Consider the following 21910-nt stretch of genomic DNA (forward strand, 5'->3'; position numbering starts at 1 on the left):
TTAGCCGGTTTGGGAAGCAGCTTCTGCCTCCCGCGATTGACACTCTTACTTCCCAAAAAATTCAGAAGGCCTTCTGAAAACATTTGTAGCAATCCCGTGCATGGTGCACGGGGCCTACTCATTTTTTCAACTTTTTAAATTTTTTGAGCGATGATAAGCTTTTTGTTATATCTATTATTTGGAATTGGTCAACCGTCTAATTCACAACCAAGCACTGGAACTCCAACAGTACAAACGGCAGATACTGATCAGCCTCCTACAGATCCTGGGGATGGGGGAGATAAGGGGAATCCGTTCCCTCCTAAAAAGTGAAGTTAATTCTTAAATAAACAAGGGAGCTGATTTCAATCAGTTCCCTTGTTTATTTAAGAATTGATTTACCAAAATTTTTAAATAAATTCGAGAAAAATATAGCCGTGCAAAAAACTATTTTTCTCCTATTTTCAATCTTTGCTATTTCTTGTACCAACCATAAAATGGAAGAGGTGATAAGAAATGAAAATAGATATTATGATTATGCTTTTTCATTTTTGCAAACCAATAATAGGGATAGCTCTTATTATTATTTTGAATTGGCCAAAGATAGATTCTTGCAGGAAAAAGATAGTTTAGGAACGGCAAAATGCATGGTTTTTATTGGGATATTTCAATACGATGAAGGAGATTTCTTTGGCGCACAAGAAATGTCTATAATGGCTGTTAACTACTTTAAGTCTGCCAAATTAAATACAGATTCCCTTTTATGTTATGCCTATAATACAATTGCTAATGCTACAGATGAATTAGGTGAATATAACCAAGCTATCCCTTATTATCATCAGGCTATAAAATATTCCACTAATCCCGAAAATACACTAATATATAAAAATAATCTTGCCGTCTGTTTAAGAAATGCTAAACGCTATCCCGAATCAATTAAGCTTTCCGAAGAAATCTTGTCAAAAGTCCCGAGTGGAACAACGGACTACGCCAAGTTTTTAAATAATTTAGCCAAAACAAAATGGATGGCAGACAACATCTATAATCCCGTACCGGATTATCATAAAGCTTTAGCGATAAGGACTAGTCAAAAAGATCGTTGGGGTCAGAATTCAAGTTATGCGAGTTTAGCTAAATACTATGACAATAAAAATTCGGATTCCTCGATTTATTATCTGCATAAGCAATATGAAATAGCAACTGTCATAAATAGTGCGGATGATCAGTTGAACGCGTTAAGGGGCCTAATTCAAACCAATTCATCGAATTCTCAACGTTATCTGTCTACCTATTTGGCACTCAACGACAGCATCCAACAAGCGCGCTCTGCTGCCAAAAACCAATTCGCCCTGATCCGCTACGAAGTCGAAAAAAATAAAGCCGATAACCTGCGACTGGAAAAAGAAAATGCCGAAAAGCAAAACCGTCTGGTCAGACAACGAGCCATTACCGGCGCAAGTATCTTTTTACTGCTGTTGGCTGTGGGCGGCGGTACCCTCTGGTACAAACGACGCAAGCAACGTCTTGAACTCGAAGCACAGAACCGCGTCAAAGAAACACAGCTTCATCTTTCTAAAAAGATTCACGATGTCGTGGCCAATGGTATCTACCGGGTGATGTCGGAAATCGAACATGGCGATGAGGTGGACCGCGATGGTGTGCTCGATAAACTGGAAAATATGTACCACCAGTCGCGCGATATCTCGCACGATGTCGAACAGGAAACGATCACAGAGATACCTTATAACGAGCAATTGGCAAGCTTACTCAAATCCTTTGCCGCTGACCATCGGAAGGTATTAATCGCCGGTAATGATGCCGAACAATGGGACGATATTAGCAAACGTATTAAGGATGAAGTGAAGCATGTGCTTCAGGAGCTGATGGTCAATATGAAGAAACATAGTCAGGCCGAACAGGTCGTCGTACGTTTTGACATAACAGACCAACAGCTTAACATATTCTATAAGGATAATGGTGTTGGAATCCCTGAAGAAAAATCTAAAGGAAAAGGACTAGCGAATACGGTTTCCCGTATTGAAAGCCTTGGTGGTAAAATTACCTTTGTGAATGAACCGGGAAAAGGGCTCAATATCACGACCGTTATCCCATTATAAAAAGACAATAATGTATGTTTAAGAAAGTACTCATTGCCGAAGACCACGAGATAGCTAACATTTCCGTGCAGAAAACCCTACACGACCTCGGTATTCACAATACCAAATACGTTTATTATTGCGACCATGCACTCACCTGGATTAAAAATGCGATCCGCGATGGCGAACCGTATGACCTACTCATTACGGATATCGAATTTGAAGATGATGATAGTCCGCAGGAGATAAAAGATGGACTCTCTCTGATCAAAGCCGTCAAACTTGTACAGCCAGATATCAAGGTTATTGTGCTGACGGCCAAGGACCGCTCATCTTTGATCAATGATATGTTCAAGAATAACGAGATCGATGGATTGGTACGTAAAGCACGCCGCGATGGACAACATCTGCGCGAGGCGTTGCAAGCTGTTGATCAGAACCGCACGTACCAATCGCCCGACAGTAAAAAATTCATTCAGGAGCAGAACTCGCATGAGTTTACGCAGTTTGACCTACATATCATTAAACTCCTGTACGAAGGTGTATCCCAAAAGGAAATGCCCGAGTATCTCCAGCAACGTGATATTCGGCCGTCGAGCCTGAGTAGTATTGAGAAACGGCTCAATCTCATGAAGGATGTACTTGGATATACTAAAAACGAACAGCTTGTTGCATACTGTAAAGAATTAGGCTTCATATAAATAATCTCTTATATAGGATTACGGTTTTCCGTAAAGTTTCTTGGGTGTATCATGCTACTTTTGTGAAAGCAAGATAAATAACGAGGTAGGATTATTTGTGAAAACGATATCTAATGCATTCAAGATATTTAGTGCCATATTTTAACCAATAAGATGATGAGAAAAGGCTATCGTAGGATAGCCTTTATTTGTTTCATGATTATCTGTAAAGCTAGGCTTATGAGCGCCCTATCTGAATGCACTATTTTTAATCTGCCGGATTTGAAAAGGTATTTATTGAGTTTAGCGCATAGTAAGCGATTCCATTTTCGGGGTATTCTTGCAGAATTTCTTCGTAGAGCGCTTTTGCTTTTTCGGCTTGCCCCATCTGCGAATAACAGAATGCAATATTACAGAGCGCCATTTCCCGATAGCTCATTTTTGAAGCGCTAAACATGGTAACTGCTCGATATTTATCTAGCCATTCTTTTTTTGTAAAGAAATCGACACTCTGTTTAAAATATTCAATCGCACCTTTAAAGTCATTCTGTTTGACTGCTTTCATTCCCTTTTTATGGCTCTTTGGAATGAGCTGTTGCAATGCTGTTACTAAAATGAAAAAAAGGACTGAGGCGACCATCACACCCTCAAGTTGGAATAAGAATAAGGAAGCTACCACCAGGACCATCCAGAAGACAATAAGGATTAAAACAGCTGGCCAGGACACTGACCTTACAATAGGAACATTTGCACTCATATAGATTAATAAATTGCTGGATGTTATTTTTCTAAAGGTATCAAAATTCTTGAAAAAATCCTCTTTCAGTATGTCGATTACGTTGAGTTTTAAAGCGGTATTTATCGTATTGCTGCTTATCTCAAGAATATAAGGTAATTGTTTTATCTAAAGTACTTCTGTTGACAATATTATAAGACGAAATGATAGTAAAAATAGCTTGTAAGATACTGAAATGTAGTTTACTATTTTTACGTAATATCATATTTTGAATATCATGTTAAGATTCTGATTTAATTTTTATGAGCTACGGTTTCCCGTAAAGAACGCTGCTTTGATCTAGTTAGTTTTGTTCTCAGCGAGGTAATACTGTGTACATCATAGTTTATCTCGCCAAATTAACTAAACTTTTGTTAGCAGATAAATATGGCTATTAACCTACAAAAAGGACAACGGATCGAAGTTGGACTTACAAAGATTACCATAGGATTGGGCTGGGATCCTAATGAAGGAACAGGGAATGATTTTGACTTAGATGCATCCGCATTTATGATTGATCAATTCAAACAGATACCGGCTGAACCTTTCTTTATTTTTTATGGAAATACAGATTCTCCAGATGGCGCACTTCATCATACAGGTGATGATCCAACCGGTGGAAATAGTGCCGATGGAGATGATGAAGGTATTCAAGTTGATTTATCAAAAGTAGATTCACGAATTACAGAGATATCCTTTGTGGTTACCATCCATGATGCGATTGCCCGCAGGCAAAATTATGGACAGGTAAGAAATTCCTACATACGAATCGTAGATGATAGCAATGGACAAGAAGTTGCGAAATACGAATTAGGAGAAGATTTTTCTCTTGAAACTGCCGTTGAGTTCGGGCGTCTTTATCGTCGCAATGATAGCTGGAAATTTGAAGCTTCTGGTATGGGCTATAAAGAAGATCTAGCCTTCTTCCTGTCAAAATATTATAAAGGACAAATTATAAAATAATATAAATTATGGCTATTAACCTAGAGAAAATCACCCTTGAAAAGAAAGGTGACTCGCATTTTATTGACTTATCAAAAAAAGGTAATCCAATTACACAGGAGATCAATATCAATTTGAATTGGTCAAAAGGAACAAAAAAGGGAATATTTGGAAGTTTATTCAGTAAGGATATCGACCTGGATCTGGGATGTTTCTATGAGTTGAATAACGGAGAGAAAACTGTTATCGATGGTCTTCAGTTTTCCGGTGGCAAGGGAGGGACCAAGGATCGTTTGACCCGGCAAGGACGTTATGTGGCTGAACCCTGGATATGGCATACTGGTGATGATAGAGGGAGCAGCTCTGGTTCCGGCGAAAATATCATTGTAAATCCGGCTGGACTCAAGGACCTGAAACGGATGGTTATCTACTGTTTCATTTACGAAGGGGCAGCACGTTGGCAAGAAACAAATGGTGTTGTCACTGTAAAGGTCCCTGGTAATGCGGAAATAGAAGTACAGATGGGAGCACAATCCAGTCACAGCAAATTCTGTGCGATTGCTGAAATACTCTTTTCTCAAAATTCAATCACTGTCAGAAAGCTGGTGACTTTCCATAATTCGCATGGAGACTGTGACAAGGCTTACCGATGGGGAATGCAATGGACGGCCGGATCAAAATAGGAAATCATTATGGTTATTGATACGTCATTATTTGAACACTATTCTTTTGATCTATGGCTTACACTCATCAAATCAAATCCTCATTTCAAACAAAAGAGAAATATGTTGCTACGGGATTTCTTTTGCGTCGATAAAAAGATCGGGGATATAGGTAAAGTCGTCCGGCATTACGATATTTTGAGTAATCAGATCAGTGAGATAACAGGAAAACATATAGATCGTGAGTTTATCTACTGTTTGATTTTAAGTGAATTAGGGGTTGATCTCGATACAGATCTCAAAGAGCGTTTGACGGAATTCACGAGGGAAGTCGATATTCTTTTTTGGGAATATAAGCCTGTTCTCTTGAATGATAATCAGAAAAGCGTATTCGAAACAATAGTTTCCAAGGGGAAGACCCTAAGTCTTTTAAGCAATACTGCATTTCTAGACGGTACCGTGTTACGTCGGGTACTCGAATATTATGAGCTATCGGATTTCTTCTCTTTTCAACTTTATTCAGATGAAATAGGGGTTTCCAAGCCAAATAATACAGCTTTTGAACTTGTTTTCCAAAAAATAAGACAACAGCGAACGATCAAGAAAAAAGATATTGTCCATATAGGTGATAATCAAAAAGCAGATTATAATGGCGCTATCAATTATGGTTTTAACGCAATATTAATCCAATAAATTATGATGTACAGATATAGCTTACATCATGTTGAACATCAGCATGTATGTCCTTTTTCAGAAATGGAATACAGTCGCTTTAAGTTTGGAGAGACGATTTATGCCGAGAAGTTTGCAAAAGAACTGTGCATGGGTTTTTTGGCAAAGCATAAGAATTTGATTCTCGAACAAGAAGAGATTATTTTACTGCCTAGTCCATATAACTCCATTCCGACAGCATCCAATTTTTTATGTTCCTATTTCAAACGGGAGTTAAATAGATTTTTGTTTCAGCATGGCAAGGCCGCATGCAAAGAAAGTAAGATCCATCGCAAACAGACCTATGTGGAGGACTATGGAAATATGGACTCTGAACAACGCTTGAAACTTATTGCCAACGATACCTATCATTTGGATCGGGATTTTATAGCAGATAGGTTCTGTATTTTTTTAGATGATATCAAAATCACTGGAAGCCACGAACTGACAGTTGAAAAAATACTAAAAGATCATAACGTGCAGGGGACTTTTTTCTTTGTCTATTATGCTGAGCTCGTCAACCATTCTATCCATCCCAATATCGAGAATACGTACAATTATTTTGATGTCAAATCACCGGGCGACCTTGTACGGATTATTAACAGTAGTAGTTTTCACTTCAATACACGCTTGGTTAAATATTTACTCTTGTTAAATGAAGTAGATTTTTTCCAGGTCGTCAATCAAATCCCGGTAGAAAAAAGCTGTGAATTGTTCGATCTAGCAATTAGCAATAACTACCATACTATAGTGCATTACCAACAGAATATTATAAAACTAAAACAACATAAATCATGGCAATCAATTTACAAAAAGGGCAAAGAGAGAACATCAATGCACCCAAATTTACAATCGGCCTAGGGTGGGACACCAATAGTTCTTCCACTGGAAGTGCCTTTGACTTGGACGCTTCGGTATTTATTCTTGGAGAAGACAAAAAGATCCTTTCAGATCAACATTTTATTTTTTACAACAACCTAAAATCTCCAAATGAGGCAGTAGTTCATACTGGTGACAATCTTACGGGAGATGGGGATGGAGACGACGAACAAATCATCGTAGATCTAGCGAAGATTGAAGATACAGCGACAGAAATATGCATCGTCATTACTATTCACGATGCAATATCGCGAGGTCAGAACTTTGGACAAGTACGCAATTCCTTTATGCGTATTCTCGACACTGTTTCCAATGAGGAACTATTGAAATACGAATTGGAAGAGGATTTCTCCATAGAGACTGCTGTCGAGTTTGGCCGTATTTATAAACGGAATGGTGAGTGGAAATTTGAAGCTGTGGGTATGGGCATGAAGGGTGGATTGGAAGACTATCTAACAAAATACAATTAAGGAAAATGGGAATTAATCTTCAAAAAGGACAACGTATCAACCTTCAGAAAGGTAATGGTACAGTATTGCAAAATGTTTGTGTGGGTGTGAACTGGGGAGCTATTGAAAGGAAAAATTGGCTCGGCGGAACAGACAAAGAAGCGGTAGATCTAGACGCCAGTTGTATTCTTTTCGATGAATCTAAAAATAATGTTGATGTTGTGTACTTCGGGAGTTTACGATCTAGAGATGGGGCCATTAGTCATAGTGGCGACGATTTGACAGGAGACATGGATGGCGATGATGGCTTGGATAATGAAATCATTACGGTTGATTTTTCTAAGCTTAATAGTCAAGTAACTCATGTCGCGTTTGTGCTCAACAGTTATCGTGGGCATGATTTCGGGACTATTCCTTTTGCCTCTATCCGGATCTATGAGGGTACACCTTCCCGGGTTAATGAAGTATTTGCGACCTACAATATTGCTAAAGGTGAGGGCTTTTCTGGGCACGTCTCCATGGTATTGGGCGTATTTTATAAACGCAATGGTACATGGAAATTTAATGCCATTGGAGAGCCTACTAAAGACCGTAAGTTGGAAGAGACTATTAAAACCGTTCAGCAAAAATTTTTATAGCCATGAGAAGACTTCCCGTATATCTATTATTGGATACTTCTGGCTCAATGACCGGAGAACCAATTGAAGCCGTTAAAAACGGTGTACAGATGATGATGCATTCCCTACGTCAAAATCCTCAAGCGATTGAGACCGCTTTTGTCAGTATTATCACTTTTGACTCTGACGCTAGGCAGATTGTACCCTTGACCGATTTGGCATCCTTCCAGATGGTTGATATTAAAGCCTCAGGTGTGACTTCCTTGGGTGCAGCCTTGTCCTTACTTGCTGATAAACTGGAAACAGAGGTAACCACGACCACACTGGAACAGAAAGGTGACTGGAAGCCGCTGATTTTCGTTATGACCGACGGTATCCCAACGGATAATTGGCAGCAAGGGTATAGCAAACTAAAGGCTGTTAATAAAGGGTTGATTGTCGGTTGTGCAGCCGGACAGGGGGCTGATGATGCCATTTTAAGACAAATTACTAATTCTGTAGTACGTCTTGACAGTGCAGATTCAGAAAGCATCTCAAAATTCTTTCAATGGGTAACGGCTTCCATATCCACTACATCGACCAAAGTTGAGGAATCAGGAAAAGAGGTAACTGGATTGGATCAGCTACCACCACCGCCATCGGAGTTAGTTATAGTAGCTTAGTTATGAACAGACGATTATTAGCCTACTTTCTGCTCGACACCTCAGGATCTATGCGTGGTGAGCCCATACAAGCATTGAATAATGGCTTTAATGGGCTCATTAGTATGCTCCGTACGGATCCACAGGCTATGGATTCCTTGCATATCAGTGTCATTACCTTTGATCGTGAAGTTCATAATCTAGTTCCTTTGACCGACTTGGCAAGCTTTCAGCCAGTAGAAATACATTGCCCCGAAAGCGGCCCAACTCATACAGGAGAGGCACTCGAAATGTTGCTTAAAATGATAGACAATGAACTGGTCAAGGGATCGACCGAACGAAAGGGTGACTGGAAGCCTTTGCTCTTTGTTTTTACCGATGGAAAGCCATCCGATATTCAGAAATATCGGATGTGCATTCCCAAAATCAAAGCAATGGATTTTGGAATTATTGTTGGTTGCGCAGCTGGTCCTAAAGCCGAAGTTTCTTTTTTAAAGGAGCTGACGGATGAAGTTGTCAAATTGGATACCACCGATAGTAATACATTGACAACCTTCTTTCGATGGGTGAGTTCATCAATTGAAATGGGCAGTAAATCTCAAGGTACTGGCGAAATTCTGACACTTCCACCTCCACCGAACGAATTGAATATTATCATTTAAAACTTTGAATTAATCATGAGAAGGTTACCTGTATATTTCTTGATAGATGTATCTGAATCTATGGTCGGCGAACCTATAGAACAAGTACAAGATGGTATTGGTACCGTCATTCAGACACTCAAAACTGATCCTTTTGCACTCGAAACTGTATGGATATCCATCATTGGCTTTGCCGGTAAAAGCAAGGTCATTACACCCTTACAGGATGTGATCACTTTTTATCCGCAAAAATTGCCCATTGGTAGTGGAACCTCGCTGTCCAGTGGATTGACAGAACTGATGCGCTCCATTGATAACGAGTTAATGCCGACGACCTATGAACGAAAAGGTGATTGGAAACCCATTATATTTTTGTTTACGGACGGTGTACCGACAGATGATACAGAAGAAGCCATCAAAAAGTGGAATACAGTATACCAACGCAAAGCAAATCTAATCGCGATCTCAATAGGAGATAATACCAACTATGGATTACTGGAGCAACTGACCCCACATGTGTTGCGTTTTAATAATAGCGGTGCGCAGTCATACAAAGAGTTTTTTAAATGGGTGACAGCTTCCATCAAAGCGACAAGTGAGCAAGTGACCAATAGTAATACTGATACAATAAATTTAGCGAAAAGCACTCCTGAGGTGATTGAGAAAGTTGATACAGTTAGAATGCATCAGATTGTGGATGATAATTTTGTCGTGGTTAATGCAAAATGTTCAAATACCGATAAGTCATATCTGATCAAATTTAGGCGTGATATAGAAGATTCAGGTATAATGGACTTATCTACCCGAGTTTATCGTGTACAAGGAGCTTATAAAATAGATGAAAACGCCTATCGTGATTATTCTGGACTTGACAATTCTAACTTGAAGGTATCAACCGACGAGCTGTATGGTAATCCCAATTGTCCTTGTTGCGGTAACCAATTTGGTCTCGCCAGCTGCTCCTGTGGTGGAATACATTGTATCAAAGGTGATGGCGAAAATACATGCCCTTGGTGTGGCAATATTGGCTTTTATGGTGCCTCAGGTGGCGGATTTGATATTAATAGAACTTTAGGTTAATCGTGGAAACAATTTTAAAACAACTGCTGGACGAATTTAAAGTAGAGCAGAACAAGGTCGTTGATAATACGCTGGCCAAACTGATGCACAATGCGAAGATCAATGCATTAGCAAGGGATATTAATTCATTAAAACAGCAGATAATAGCGATATTTCAAATGTATAGAGAGAAGGAAGAATTTAAAGAAGCGCAACTGGTCATTACTAATGCTAATGCGAAAAAACACTATGCGTATAGTTTTGACCTAGCTCAATTTCCCAATATTCGCATCCAACAGATCAAAAATCTGGATAAGGTTGGTTTAACCTTTGATCCGGAGACTTCAAGTATCTGTGGAGTGCCAAACATGGCACTTACTATGGATTTGCACTTGGTTTTTATTAATACTCTAGAAGAAAATCCAACGGAAGACATTAAGATCATCCCATTTATTGTCAATGCTGATCCTAAGGACCTTTGGTTGAATAAACCGAGCAATCAAAATGATCTATACGCCAAGGCGGACAGTGATAAATATGCTGGAGCCTTTCTCGACAAGCGGATAGTTGTTGCCTCACAAAGAGGACGCTCGCATGCACACGAAGGTTCTTTTCGTGATGATCATTTTTATGTGTCTGCACTGCCTGAAGCTTGGGCCGTCGTGGCCGTTGCGGACGGAGCTGGTTCGGCAAAATTTTCCCGGCAAGGATCTAAAATAGCTACAGAATATCTTGTTAAAACTTTCGATAACGAGGTTCTTCTACACGAATTAAACGATTTATGCTTGGCTTACTATACTACCGCACCCGCTGAAGCAGTTCCGCCTGTACCAAAAGATGATCAACCTGTTTCCGCGGCCACAACAAATATTGTCAATGAGCCAATTGAAGAGGTTGCTAAAGCCGAAATGACTACTGAAGAATGCCTGCTCAAGGTCAAATCTTCGATCATCAATATCCTTTACAAATCTATTCGCGATGTACATGCAAAGCTAGTGGAGTTTGCCAAACAGGAAGATATTCTATTGAAGGATCTCAATACCACATTGATTTTTGCGCTTGTCAAAAAATTTGATTTTGGCTACGTGGTCCTGACATTTGGTGTCGGTGACTGCCCGATCAATGTTGTTATTGGCGATCTACAGGAAGTACATTTACTCAATCTGCTCGATATCGGTGAGTTTGGTGGGGGAACCCGTTTTATTACCATGCCAGAGATTTTCAGTCACAGTGATATGCCATTACGATTTGCGATCAATAGATTTGATGATTTTTCAAAATTGATGTTGATGACAGATGGGATCTATGATGCCAAATTTATTACAGAAAACAAACTGGAAGATAAAGAAAGATGGAATACTTTTCTACAAGATCTAGGTGGGCAAAATGAAGACGGTGTAAAGGTAGATTTTCTGACAGATGAACATATTAAGGATCAGTTATTGACCTGGCTTGACTTCTGGAGTAAAGGTAACCACGACGATAGAACACTAGCCATAATCTATTAACAGATGAAGACGATAACTATAAAATCCATTATTGATCCGTCTCGGACTTACAAGTATATAGATGACGGCAGTCCCAAACAAGGTGGTGTTAAGGATGTCTATTTCGCACCCAATAGAAAATACGTGGTTGCTTTTTTTCGAAACACCCTAGACTTCAATCAGCGGGATCGGATAAAGCGTATTGTCACTTTATATTTAGACAATATTAAGAATGGTAGTGCAGGTGATTATTTCTTGCAGGAAATCTACCGCTGGCCTTATGATGCGGTAGAACAGGATGGCAAGACAGGCGTCATTGTACCTATCTATGATACCAAATTTTTCTTTGCAAAGGGTTATGGTGCCAATGCGATGATAAAAGGAGGGGAGAAAGTTGGAAAGTGGTTTACTGCACCATCCTTTCGTCATCAACAATATCCGCTCGCCTTGGATAAGTCCGAATTAGGCGATTGGCTAAGTTATTTTCAAATTGCTATTAATATTTGTCGGGGCGTCAAGAAAATGCATCAAATGGGGCTTGCCCATTCAGATCTATCCTATAATAATGTGCTGATTGATCCTGTTAGTAAGTCTGCCAATATCATTGATTTGGATGGTTTGGTTGTCCCCGGATTGTACCCTCCTGAGGTGATTGGTACAGCCGATTTTATTGCCCCAGAGGTATTAAAGACCAAACACCTTAAACTTAATGATCCCGATCGGGTACTGCCTAATCAAAAGACAGATCTTCATGCCTTGGCAGTGCTGATTTATATGTATCTGTTGCGACGGCACCCACTGCGGGGTGGTAAGATTTGGGATCTTGATGCCGAAAAAGATGAACTAATGGCGATGGGAGAAAAAGCCCTGTTTGTTGAGCATCCTACTGATCGAATGAATGCTGTTAAGACCGATCAGCTGAGAAAATGGGAATCCTTCTGGGGAAACCCTAATAAGCTTTCCTACACCAAAACGGGACCCTATTTGGCAGATCTGTTTAAACGGGCTTTTATCGATGGCCTGCACAACCCTATGTTGCGTCCCATTGCCAACGAGTGGGAGACTGCATTATTGAAAACAGTAGACCTTATTCAGCCGTGCAATAATCCACAATGTGATGAGAAGTGGTACGTATTTGACAATTCTACCAAACCTATCTGTCCATTCTGTGGTACAGCGCATAAAGGAAGCCTTCCTGTCATCGATCTCTATTTTAAATTTAAAGATACTGTATGGAAACCCGAAGGACATCGGCTAATGGTCTATCACAATCAATATCTTTTCAAATGGCATGTATCCCGTAAAGTGATACGGAATGAAAGCCTTACCGCTGAGGATAAGCAACCAGTTGGGTATTTTACCTATTACCAAAATAAATGGATGCTAGTCAACCAAAACCTGCCGGGGATGAAGGACCTGACTGAGCAAAAAGATGTACCAATTAATTCAATGGTTGAATTGACTGACGGCAAAAAGATTCTACTGTCCAATGAGGAGGGGGGAAGGTTATTATTTATCACGCTAACTAATCAATAATTTATAAAAATGGAACAAAGTATTTTACAATTACATCCTGGTCTAATCTGGGGATTTGGGTTGACAGTCATTATCATGCTGTTACTGGATTTGGGTGTTTTCAACAAAAAGAGCCATATTGTTTCTTCCAAAGAAGCGACTATATGGACAGTGGTTTGGATTTCGTTGGCAATGATTTTCTCCGGTGTTGTCTATTATGTATTTAATCAGGATGCTGGAGGGCATGCCACTGCAATAGAAAAGTTTACCCAGTTCCAGGCAGCTTACTGGATAGAAAAAGCCTTGTCAGTAGATAATTTATTTGTGTTTATCTTAGTGTTTTCTTACTTCAAAGTGCCACGTGAATTACATCACAAAGTACTGTTCTGGGGGATTTTGGGTGCATTGCTCTTTCGGGCGATCTTCATCTTTGCAGGCGTAGGCCTAATTAATGTAACCTATCTTAATCCGATACTGGATTTCTTTGGTCTGGCCGCTCTACCTTGGAATATCAATCTTGTGTTGACAGCCTTTGGTTTGTTTCTAGTTTTTGCAGGGATCAAATCTTGGGGAAGTGGTGATGACGATGAAGATGAGGATTTTAGCGAAACAGCAGGTGCGCGATTGGTGAAGAAATTCTGGAAGGTATCTGATAATTATGATCAAGGAAAGTTTTTTACTGTTCAGAACGGGATGAAACTTGCAACCCCGCTTTTGGTTGTTGTTGCCGTAATTGAATTTACAGATGTGTTATTTGCGGTCGACTCTATCCCAGCTATTTTTGCTATTTCCAAGGATCCTTTTATTCTTTACACATCCAACATCTTCGCCATCCTTGGACTTCGGTCGCTCTATTTTCTACTGTCCAATTTTATCCATATGTTCAGCAAACTTCCTTACGGGCTCTCGGTAATCTTAACGTTCATTGGTGTCAAAATGATCATCTCGCCTTGGTATCATATCCCTTCACCAGTTTCTTTGGGCATTGTAGGGGGAATTCTTATTTTATCTGTTTTGGTATCCATACTATTTCCTGAAAAGGGAGCTGATGAAAAGATTTCGGCATAATGAAAAAGCTAGTTAGATTTAGAAAAAGATGGCAAATACTGGTTGCCATCTTTTTCATATTACCTTTATTTATTAATTGCGGAAGTGAACAGGCGACTGAGGTCACTCAACAAAATTTTATTAGTGCCTCTGGAAAAGGGAAATCTACTGCTCCACTTCAGGAGGAAATGATCAACCGGTGGCAACAAAAAGAAGTTTATGTTACGAAGGTCATTGATGGCGACACTTTTTGGGTTAATAATGGTAGTGAAAAATTTAAGGTCAGATTTATAGGAATTGATGCACCAGAGACGCGCAATTCCCGCGGTAAATTAAAGGGACCTTATGCGAAGGAAGCAAAAGAATATGTGCAAAAACTAACCGAAAATAAGTGGGTGAAGCTCGAACTTGATGTTCAGAAAAAGGACAGATATAGACGGATGCTGGCTTACATCTATTTGCTGGATGGTACTTTTCTGAACGCTGATTTAGTAAAAGGCGGATTTGCTGTTGTAGATACCTATCCTCCCAATGTAAAACATACAGCCCTTTTTGTGAAGCTTCAGCATGAGGCTAGAGAAAGTAAGAAGGGTGTATGGGCTTATTAAAGTAAAATGTGTCACTACGGGAAACCGTAAAATAAGATGCGCTGATCCGATTATTTTTGATGTATTATGAAATTGATAAGCCTATTATTTATTATCCTCTTGCGGTTTGATGGTACCACAGCTTCGCTAGTGAAAGAAAGTTCAGATAAGAATACAGTATACGTTTGTGGTAGTGGCAAAGGGAAGCGATATCACCTCAATGAAAACTGTAGAGGATTAAAGTCGTGCAGTGCCAAAACCATCAAGACAACACGGGAGCAAGCACAAAAAGAAGGTAAAACCCTTTGCGGTTGGGAAGATTAAAGAAACCACTTATTGCTAACAAAACTATTTTATTATGGATTTTAAAGATGAGATTCGTCAGTTCGCAAAACGAGTTGACCGACTTTTACCACAGATCAAAACAGAGGAAGCCACAAAGACATCCTTAGTGATGCCGTTTTTGAAGATATTGGGATACGATGTGTTTGATCCGTTTGAGGTACAACCAGAGTTTATTGCCGATATCGGTATCAAGAAAGGGGAGAAGGTTGACTATGCGATATTACGTGAAGACAAACCTGTTATCTTAATTGAATGCAAACATTATGCGGACGGGCTTGATCCACACAATTCACAATTGTTCCGTTATTTCCATACCACAGAAGCTAAATTTGGTTTGCTGACGAACGGCGTAGAATACCGCTTTTACACCGATCTGGTTACTCCGAATAAGATGGACGAAAAGCCATTTTTTGAGTTCAAGATTATGGATATCAAAGACAATGAAGTATCCGAATTGCGCAAATTCCATAAGACAGAATTTGATCTCGAAAGCATTTCCAGCGTTGCGAGCGAATTAAAGTACTTTAATGAGTTGACTATTTTAGCAATGGGCGAGATGCAAAACCCAAGCGACGATTTCGTTCGTTTTTTTGCGAAGCAAGCCTATCCAAGTGTTGTTACAGCAAAAGTTTTGGAACAGTTTACGCCATTGGTAAAGCGTGTGTTCACACAGATAGTTAACGACCAGATCGCCGAAAGACTAAAAAGCGCACTCAAAAAAGAAACTGAAGCCGAAGAAAAGAGCGCTGCAATTGCACCGACAGAACCCGATGCCTTGATTGTCACCACGGAGGAAGAGATTGAGGGATACCTGATCATTAAATCTATTTTGCGTAAAGAGATCGAGGTAGGTCGCATATTTATGCGTGATAATCAGTCCTACTGCGGCATCTTACTAGATGATAACAACCGCAAACCGATCTGTCGATTCTATTTTACGCCCAATCGCCTGCGTATCGGGTTGTTTGACAAAGACAAAAAGGAGGCTAAATATGATCTAGATTCATTGGATGATATCTACAAATATTCAGAGCAGATCGTGGAAACCGTCATTAACTATTAATCAGCTGTGTTATGAAAAAGTATCTATTGTTATTTCTTATTTCATTTTTATCTATGGCCTGTAAAAAAGCTGAATCGGAATACGATACATATGGTTATGAAACAGAATGTGATGAATGTGACATTAACTATGTTGATGATCTAGGGACTACGGTGTATGTGAATGGTCATAAAGGAACATGGAAGAAAGATTTTCCACGCTCGGTATTCACAGAGATGAAAGTGACCGTCACTGCGCGACAATCGAATTCGAATACTGTGTCTGCTCATATTATAAAAGACGGTAAGCGGCTGGTTTCGAAGTCAGGCAACTCCAGTGTTACTGTTAGACATATCGTAAAAAGTTCGGGATCAACTAAACCTGTTTCGGGCATCTGTGGTGCTCCAACCCAAAAAGGAGGACCGTGTCAGCGAAAAGTGTCAGGTGGGGGAAGGTGCTGGCAACACAAATAAAGATTCAGGACTGAATAAAAGTTGTTCAATAAAGCCTTATTGAACAACCTTTAAAAAGCCAATTACCTACACTCGGAGAGGTTTAACAGATTATTGTTTACAGTGTATATGACTTTCTCAGTTATCTTCGGCTTTTTGTATTGATTTAGTTCGCAAAAATACAGATAGGTATGCTTTTTAAGTTCCATCCCTAAACTATTTACAACAACCTCTCCGCGATCTCCGCCTCGCCAACCAGTACACCGCCTTTCAGGTACATCATCCGCTCACCACTTTTATAATCCGTGATTATGTCAAAGTGACCATTACAGGTTCTCATGCGTGAAAGCAATGCTTTCCTACCTGCCCTAAAGCCTTCATGTTTAGTTACGTCAAATACATATTTAGAGCAGCTATGCCTAAATATACACTTACGTCTTCTTTCCGGTGGGATGATCAACCAATACAATCGGATCGCGGTCAATAGGAGAGACTTCATGGCCTTGAAAATACCACCATCTGTCTTGCCGTCGTATATCCAGGTTTATTATTAAAACAACCATTTTCGGCATGTACATAAGTTGTGACGCTTTCTAGTCTTACATAGTTCCATCCTCCTGATGCACCCTGATTAATCAGGTTTTCTAATTGTTCTGCTACTTGATCCGATGTGCCTGTCCTTGGGTCTATCGATGCTACAAAAGGTACTACTTTGTATTCCATAATATCAGTATTTGATTGGGTTAATGATTTAATTAAAGCTATATAATAAAATATTGAAAATCAATGTGTTTTGAGTTTTATTGCAATCCATTTTACAATATTGTCAATTTTAAGAATAAAAAATTACAGATTATTACGGCTTCCCGTAAAAGTTATGCCTGTGCACCAGGTGGCTAGCTACTGTATTAAAGAACATGTCAAGATGAGGAATGCTTTTGCATTTTATCTGACCTCTGGAGACTGGCTTTTACGAACCAAGATCAGTATTTTTATTACACTGAGTTTTGCCAATGAGCAGTTTTACGATCTTATCAAAGGCACTTTGCAGTTTGATGTGTCCGATCTGGTGCTGATTAAGCCCAGCGGGCGAAATCAGGTCCGCTTGCAAAGGCTGAAAAACAAATTGGATAAGCAAGAGATCGATGGCATCAAAAGATCGATTTTGGCCATTGGCGATGCTCCGGTTGTCTTAGGTGACTGGCAACAATCGCTGTATTTTTTGTAGAGCGGAGGATCTCGGCGAGTCAATTCAGATAACATGATATCAATATGAGTTTTTTACATCCATTTCTCTAAAATCAGGAATAACGGTATTATGCTTGTTTTTCGAAAAGACTTACTTGTTTATATATTTCTTTATTATCGGCGAAAAACGCCGATAATATAAGTTTTGTTAAATAAATCAGTTTATGTATATTTGATTTATCGGCGTTTTTCGCCGATAAATTTAAATAGTTTAAACATGAATATGTATTCTCAGAGAAGGAAAGATGTGTTAAAATTAGTGCCGGAGGGAGCTTTGGTTACCAGATCTTGGCTACAGCAGAATGATCTCACAGGCCATGCGATCGATAATTTATTGAAGAGTCGACTATTGGAAACTGTGAAAAATGGAGTATATAAACGTGAAGGGGCAGAAGTGGAATGGGGGGATATTGTCTATTTCCTGCAGAAACAGCTAGATACAGATCTAACCATTGGAGGCCTATCGGCTTTAGAACTTCAGAAACTGACCCATTATCTCCCGATGTCTAATCAACGCTTGATTCATTTATATGGCCGGGATAATCTTCCCATATGGATAAATAACCTTACAACAGGGATCAAATTTCTTAAGCATAGTTCTGGCTATTTATTTGGTAATAGTTTTGAAGATGAAAGGCCGCTAGCATTACTTGAGTTTACTAGAGCTTTCAGTTGGAAAAATACAAAGGAAGGCTTACGTATATCCATTCCTGAAAGAGCTATTTTGGAAGTGATGAATCAAGTTCCCCAAAATATATCATTTGAACATGCGGATGAATTAATGCAAGGATTAAATACGCTTTCTCCTAGGACACTCCAAAGATTATTGGAACTGTGCACAAATATCAAAGTTCGTAGGCTTTTCTTTTACCTTGCCGAGCGTCAAAATCATACCTGGTTTACAAAACTTCAATCTGAGAAAATAGATTTTGGATCTGGTAATCGTGTGATCGTCACAGGTGGGAAACTAAATAAGAAATATAAAATAACTGTTCCTGATTTTTATGAGTAAGAAAGAAGAATATGCCGAGCAGGTCCGTTTATTGATCCGATTGTTACCTATAATCGATAAAGAAGACTGTTTTGCACTTAAAGGCGGTACGGCTATTAATTTGTTTTATAGAGATTTGCCAAGGCTTTCCGTAGACATCGATTTGTTGTATCTGCCAATGGAGGATCGCGACGCCTCTCTTGAAAATATCAGAGCTGCATTAGCGAGAATAACAGATTCCATAAAGAAATCGATTGCAGGTGCCCAAGTTCAAAATACAACACTACAACAGGATAATTCTTTACGAAATAATAGTTTCACTTAATGATGTTCGTGTTAAAATAGAACTATCTCCTGTTATACGTGGAAGCCTTTTCCCAGCTGTCAGAATGGAAGTGCGACCGCAGGTTGAAAAAGAATTTGGTTATGCTGAAATGCTAGTTGCATCACACCCAGATCTGTATGCTGGTAAACTTTGCGCTGCCCTAGATCGTCAACATCCCCGTGATTTGTTTGATGTAAAACAGTTATACGAAAATGAAGGATTAACGGAAGAATTACGAAAAACATTTCTTGTATTTTTAATAAGTCATTTTCGACCGATGGCAGAACTGCTTAATCCAAACCGAAAAGATATCTCAGGTATATATGAAATGGAGTTTGCGCAAATGGCAGAAATTGAAGTTTCTTTAGAGGAGCTACTTTCTGTACGGGAGAAACTGATTGCAGATATCAACAAGGAGATGACTGATAGTGAACGTAAATTTTTACTCTCTGTCAAAAATAAGACACCTGATTGGGCACTCTTAGGATTGGACGCAGCTTTAGTCTCGGAACTTCCTTCAGTGAAATGGAGATTAATCAATTTAAATAAAATGTCAGAGAATAAACACGTTACCGCTTACAAAAATCTAGAAGCTGTCCTATATCCTTAAAGTCAAGCTGAATAGGAGAGATGTGGCTTTTTTACGTCAAAAGGGCCTGATTCTCATCAGACCCTTTCCGTTAGCGTTTATTTGTACAGTAATTTTTATGTTTCCTATCGTTTCCTCTTTTTTGTTTCGTCATCCAATGCTTTTAAAGACTATTGGATTTTCACTGTACGACGCCAATTTTTATGTTGAACCTTTCTTCCGAAAGGTAGCTTGTAGCCGGTTTGTATTGTAAGAACAACAGTCAATTTGAAATAGTTTTATTGGAGTAATTTTTTTTGATAACTTGATATGACGGCAGCTGTCTCAATAAAGTATTTTAAAAGAACATAGCATTTCAACCGTAGGATTACTGTTATATGAAAAATCGTTATATCGTTACGCCAAAAGACAAAAGGGCAGAAGAGTTATTGGATTTTAATGAAGCTGGAGATCATGATTTGATCCAGTTAGTTCTCTCAGAGTCGCAATTTTATCAATTAGATGCTTTTGGTGTATTTTCAGATTTGAATAATATGCTAGGCTGTTTAATAGATGATTTTGAAGACGATGCTATTACGAATAAGCAACAGTTGGAGGAAGGGTTAAAATATTTAAAAAATGTAAGGTTAAAAGAAGATCGTATTCAGGAGCTTATGGAAGAAATTATTTGCCTGTTTGAAGAAGCTGTGAAAAGGCAAACTGGCGTTTATTTTTTCTTTTAATAGGAACTTGATTATTTTTAAATTGCTAAAATAAAATTCACCTCCCCATTCCCGCCATTCACCGAGTTTTCCCGATCGTTAGTCTAAAGCCGATAGGCTAGGGGCGTATTGTGTCGTAGTTTTGAGTCAACAAATAAGAACTGAAAACTAACACTATAAAAAAGACATTATGAACCATCATGAGTGTATTCAAAAAGCACTCATGATAGCTTTATCATCAAATAAAAAACAAATAATTTCGATAAAAAACGCTAGTAAAAACATTCGCAGCAGCAGCCCTAATCGCAGTATCAACTTTCGCTATGGCAACTGAAGGACCTGGAGCAAAAGCAACAAAAGCTAACATTAACCTTTCTACCGCAGATTTCGCTTTGGAACATTATGTTGCGGTAACTACGGAGGGAGAATCAGCAGGAGTAGAGCAGTTATTCGCAGCTGATTTCAATCAAAAGATCCAGGCTACCAATGCGCAGTCTAACAGCCGTAGTGCCGTAGTTAAACTATTGAAAAAGCAAAAAGGAGAGAAACTGAACTGCACAGTTAGCACTGATATTTTAGAAGAATCTGCAGATTATATGGTCGCTAAAAGTGACACTAAAATTTGAAAATTTCACCAAAACGGACTTAGTTACCTTGGAGCGTGTGGGCAATGACTGGAAAGTATCGAAATCGATCAATTCGTATAAATAGTATTCAATAACTAGTGGTTTGCCATTAAAAGAAGGCAAACCACTAGTGAATCATATGTTTAAGTTTAGTTTAGAAGCCAGGTCGTGAGACGTGGCTTTTTTACGTTTTATTTAAAATAGCGAAGTGCCTCGAGCATAACTGTAGTTATTACTACTCAATTAGCATAATTAAGTAGGGAAAATAAATGATTAGGAGAAAGATCAAGCATAAATGTTTTTTTAATTACTTTACACCATTTTTCAATCGAAAGCGTAGGAGTAAGATAAGTAGAAAGAATAGGCGATTTTATTAGAAGAGTCTGTAAATAGATTCCCCAAAAACCTTCTTAGATGCTTGGAAATTGCTTTTAATCGAAAAGTCAAGATCAATTTTATTAGTAAAATTATTAGAAGACCTATTACCATTATGGTGCACACCTATTGGCAAATCGGTAAGCGTATTGTGGAGCAAGAACAGCAAGGCAATATCCGTGCAAGCTATGGTGATTTTGTAGTATCAGGCCTTTCTAAGTATTTGTCAGATGCATTAGGAAAAGGTTTTTCAGAAGCCAATCTACCGAATATGCGGCATTTTTACCAGACCTTCCCCGACTTCGACCAATCCTCTACGCAGTGCGTAACGAAACTTAGCTGGGCAAATACCCGTTTGTAGCGTCTGAGATTATCGGCGGACTCAACTGTATATTGGTGATCGGTATAGATTAATACTTTATATTGTTGATAGGCAATTTCAATCATTT

General features: G+C 39.0%; 27 protein-coding genes and 1 pseudogene. 25 read left to right on the top strand and 3 right to left on the bottom strand.

All coding sequences use genetic code 11. The features are described from left to right. Nucleotides 1-150: 150 nt before the first annotated feature. The 3 genes from B3139_RS16930 to B3139_RS16940 all read left to right on the top strand — a co-directional run bounded on the left by B3139_RS16930 (nt 151) and on the right by B3139_RS16940 (nt 2776). Nucleotides 151-312 (top strand): hypothetical protein, encoded by a 162-nt coding sequence (locus tag B3139_RS16930; protein ID WP_293884730.1) that lies wholly within the window; start codon nt 151-153, stop codon nt 310-312. 164 nt (nt 313-476) lie between these two features. Then, entirely contained in the window at nt 477-2096 is a 1620-nt protein-coding gene (locus tag B3139_RS16935; RefSeq protein ID WP_293884731.1) for a tetratricopeptide repeat-containing sensor histidine kinase, read from the top strand. Between the two features lie 14 nt (nt 2097-2110). Next, nucleotides 2111-2776, top strand: coding sequence for a response regulator (locus tag B3139_RS16940; protein ID WP_182982653.1), 666 nt, complete (start codon nt 2111-2113; stop codon nt 2774-2776). 247 nt (nt 2777-3023) lie between these two features. Here B3139_RS16940 and B3139_RS16945 read toward each other — a convergent pair whose 3' ends face one another. After that, entirely contained in the window at nt 3024-3512 is a 489-nt protein-coding gene (locus B3139_RS16945; RefSeq protein WP_293884732.1) for a tetratricopeptide repeat protein, read from the bottom strand. Between the two features lie 405 nt (nt 3513-3917). On the opposite strand from B3139_RS16945, the gene B3139_RS16950 reads away from it, so the two are divergent. The 16 genes from B3139_RS16950 (at nt 3918) to B3139_RS17025 (ending at nt 16627) form a co-directional block, all read left to right on the top strand. Further along, complete coding sequence (locus tag B3139_RS16950) at nt 3918-4493, top strand: TerD family protein (RefSeq protein WP_293884733.1); 576 nt, start codon at nt 3918-3920, stop codon at nt 4491-4493. Nucleotides 4494-4501: 8 nt separating this feature from the next. Further along, entirely contained in the window at nt 4502-5155 is a 654-nt protein-coding gene (locus B3139_RS16955) for a stress protein (RefSeq protein ID WP_121127218.1), read from the top strand. 9 nt (nt 5156-5164) lie between these two features. Beyond that, complete coding sequence (locus B3139_RS16960; protein ID WP_293884734.1) at nt 5165-5827, top strand: HAD family hydrolase; 663 nt, start codon at nt 5165-5167, stop codon at nt 5825-5827. Nucleotides 5828-5830: 3 nt separating this feature from the next. Beyond that, on the top strand, nt 5831-6706 hold the full coding sequence (locus B3139_RS16965) for a phosphoribosyltransferase family protein (protein WP_293884735.1): 876 nt from the start codon (nt 5831-5833) through the stop codon (nt 6704-6706). Next, nucleotides 6640-7194 carry a TerD family protein gene (locus tag B3139_RS16970; protein WP_075991483.1) on the top strand — a complete coding sequence of 185 codons (555 nt, stop codon included), beginning with the start codon at nt 6640-6642 and terminating at the stop codon, nt 7192-7194. Before B3139_RS16965 ends, B3139_RS16970 begins: the two co-directional genes overlap by 67 nt. Nucleotides 7195-7199: 5 nt before the next feature. Then, complete coding sequence (locus B3139_RS16975; protein WP_293884736.1) at nt 7200-7811, top strand: TerD family protein; 612 nt, start codon at nt 7200-7202, stop codon at nt 7809-7811. 2 nt (nt 7812-7813) lie between these two features. Next, nucleotides 7814-8452 (top strand): vWA domain-containing protein, encoded by a 639-nt coding sequence (locus tag B3139_RS16980; RefSeq protein WP_293884737.1) that lies wholly within the window; start codon nt 7814-7816, stop codon nt 8450-8452. Nucleotides 8453-8454: 2 nt separating this feature from the next. Further along, nucleotides 8455-9093, top strand: coding sequence for a vWA domain-containing protein (locus tag B3139_RS16985; RefSeq protein ID WP_046674353.1), 639 nt, complete (start codon nt 8455-8457; stop codon nt 9091-9093). A 15-nt stretch (nt 9094-9108) separates the two neighbouring features. Further along, nucleotides 9109-10152: a TerY-C metal binding domain-containing protein gene (locus B3139_RS16990; RefSeq protein ID WP_293884738.1), complete on the top strand. Its 1044-nt coding sequence runs from the start codon at nt 9109-9111 to the stop codon at nt 10150-10152. A gap of 2 nt (nt 10153-10154) precedes the next feature. Beyond that, a complete protein-coding gene (locus B3139_RS16995; RefSeq protein ID WP_293884739.1) occupies nt 10155-11639 on the top strand; it encodes a PP2C family serine/threonine-protein phosphatase in 1485 nt (494 codons plus the stop codon). 3 nt (nt 11640-11642) lie between these two features. Continuing rightward, nucleotides 11643-13154 carry a helix-hairpin-helix domain-containing protein gene (locus tag B3139_RS17000; protein ID WP_293884740.1) on the top strand — a complete coding sequence of 504 codons (1512 nt, stop codon included), beginning with the start codon at nt 11643-11645 and terminating at the stop codon, nt 13152-13154. 9 nt (nt 13155-13163) lie between these two features. Beyond that, the gene (locus tag B3139_RS17005) at nt 13164-14201 is read left to right on the top strand and encodes a TerC/Alx family metal homeostasis membrane protein (RefSeq protein ID WP_293884741.1); all 1038 of its coding nucleotides are present in this window, start codon (nt 13164-13166) and stop codon (nt 14199-14201) included. Beyond that, nucleotides 14201-14788, top strand: coding sequence for a thermonuclease family protein (locus tag B3139_RS17010; protein WP_293884742.1), 588 nt, complete (start codon nt 14201-14203; stop codon nt 14786-14788). The genes B3139_RS17005 and B3139_RS17010 overlap by 1 nt, the downstream gene beginning before the upstream one ends. Nucleotides 14789-14854: 66 nt before the next feature. Continuing rightward, complete coding sequence (locus tag B3139_RS17015; RefSeq protein ID WP_121127211.1) at nt 14855-15091, top strand: hypothetical protein; 237 nt, start codon at nt 14855-14857, stop codon at nt 15089-15091. A 34-nt stretch (nt 15092-15125) separates the two neighbouring features. Then, on the top strand, nt 15126-16175 hold the full coding sequence (locus B3139_RS17020; RefSeq protein ID WP_293884743.1) for a type I restriction endonuclease: 1050 nt from the start codon (nt 15126-15128) through the stop codon (nt 16173-16175). Nucleotides 16176-16186: 11 nt separating this feature from the next. After that, entirely contained in the window at nt 16187-16627 is a 441-nt protein-coding gene (locus tag B3139_RS17025; protein WP_159729531.1) for a hypothetical protein, read from the top strand. Nucleotides 16628-16826: 199 nt separating this feature from the next. Here the strand turns inward: B3139_RS17025 and yidD are convergent, their stop codons facing one another. Both yidD and B3139_RS17035 read right to left on the bottom strand, forming a co-directional pair. Then, a complete protein-coding gene (gene yidD / locus B3139_RS17030; RefSeq protein ID WP_293884744.1) occupies nt 16827-17105 on the bottom strand; it encodes a membrane protein insertion efficiency factor YidD in 279 nt (92 codons plus the stop codon). Then, complete coding sequence (locus tag B3139_RS17035) at nt 17102-17329, bottom strand: hypothetical protein (RefSeq protein ID WP_070570510.1); 228 nt, start codon at nt 17327-17329, stop codon at nt 17102-17104. The genes yidD and B3139_RS17035 overlap by 4 nt, the downstream gene beginning before the upstream one ends. A 202-nt stretch (nt 17330-17531) precedes the next feature. Here B3139_RS17035 and B3139_RS17040 point away from each other — a divergent pair, with 202 nt between their 5' ends. The 6 genes and pseudogenes from B3139_RS17040 to B3139_RS17065 all read left to right on the top strand — a co-directional run bounded on the left by B3139_RS17040 (nt 17532) and on the right by B3139_RS17065 (nt 21822). Next, nucleotides 17532-17834: a hypothetical protein gene (locus B3139_RS17040; protein ID WP_293884745.1), complete on the top strand. Its 303-nt coding sequence runs from the start codon at nt 17532-17534 to the stop codon at nt 17832-17834. Nucleotides 17835-18071: 237 nt separating this feature from the next. Beyond that, nucleotides 18072-18866, top strand: a complete 795-nt coding sequence (locus B3139_RS17045; RefSeq protein ID WP_153846609.1) for a type IV toxin-antitoxin system AbiEi family antitoxin — start codon at nt 18072-18074, stop codon at nt 18864-18866. After that, a pseudogene (locus B3139_RS17050) lies at nt 18859-19780 on the top strand (nucleotidyl transferase AbiEii/AbiGii toxin family protein). The gene B3139_RS17045 and the pseudogene B3139_RS17050 overlap by 8 nt, the downstream one beginning before the upstream one ends. A 356-nt stretch (nt 19781-20136) precedes the next feature. Then, the gene (locus tag B3139_RS17055) at nt 20137-20481 is read left to right on the top strand and encodes a hypothetical protein (protein WP_293884746.1); all 345 of its coding nucleotides are present in this window, start codon (nt 20137-20139) and stop codon (nt 20479-20481) included. Nucleotides 20482-20783: 302 nt separating this feature from the next. After that, complete coding sequence (locus tag B3139_RS17060; protein WP_293884747.1) at nt 20784-21086, top strand: hypothetical protein; 303 nt, start codon at nt 20784-20786, stop codon at nt 21084-21086. Nucleotides 21087-21504: 418 nt separating this feature from the next. Beyond that, nucleotides 21505-21822, top strand: a complete 318-nt coding sequence (locus tag B3139_RS17065; protein ID WP_293884748.1) for a DUF1016 N-terminal domain-containing protein — start codon at nt 21505-21507, stop codon at nt 21820-21822. Nucleotides 21823-21910: the final 88 nt, after the last annotated feature.

Source organism: Sphingobacterium sp. UBA1498 (assembly GCF_002325125.1).
In the GTDB taxonomy this organism is placed as follows: domain Bacteria; phylum Bacteroidota; class Bacteroidia; order Sphingobacteriales; family Sphingobacteriaceae; genus Sphingobacterium.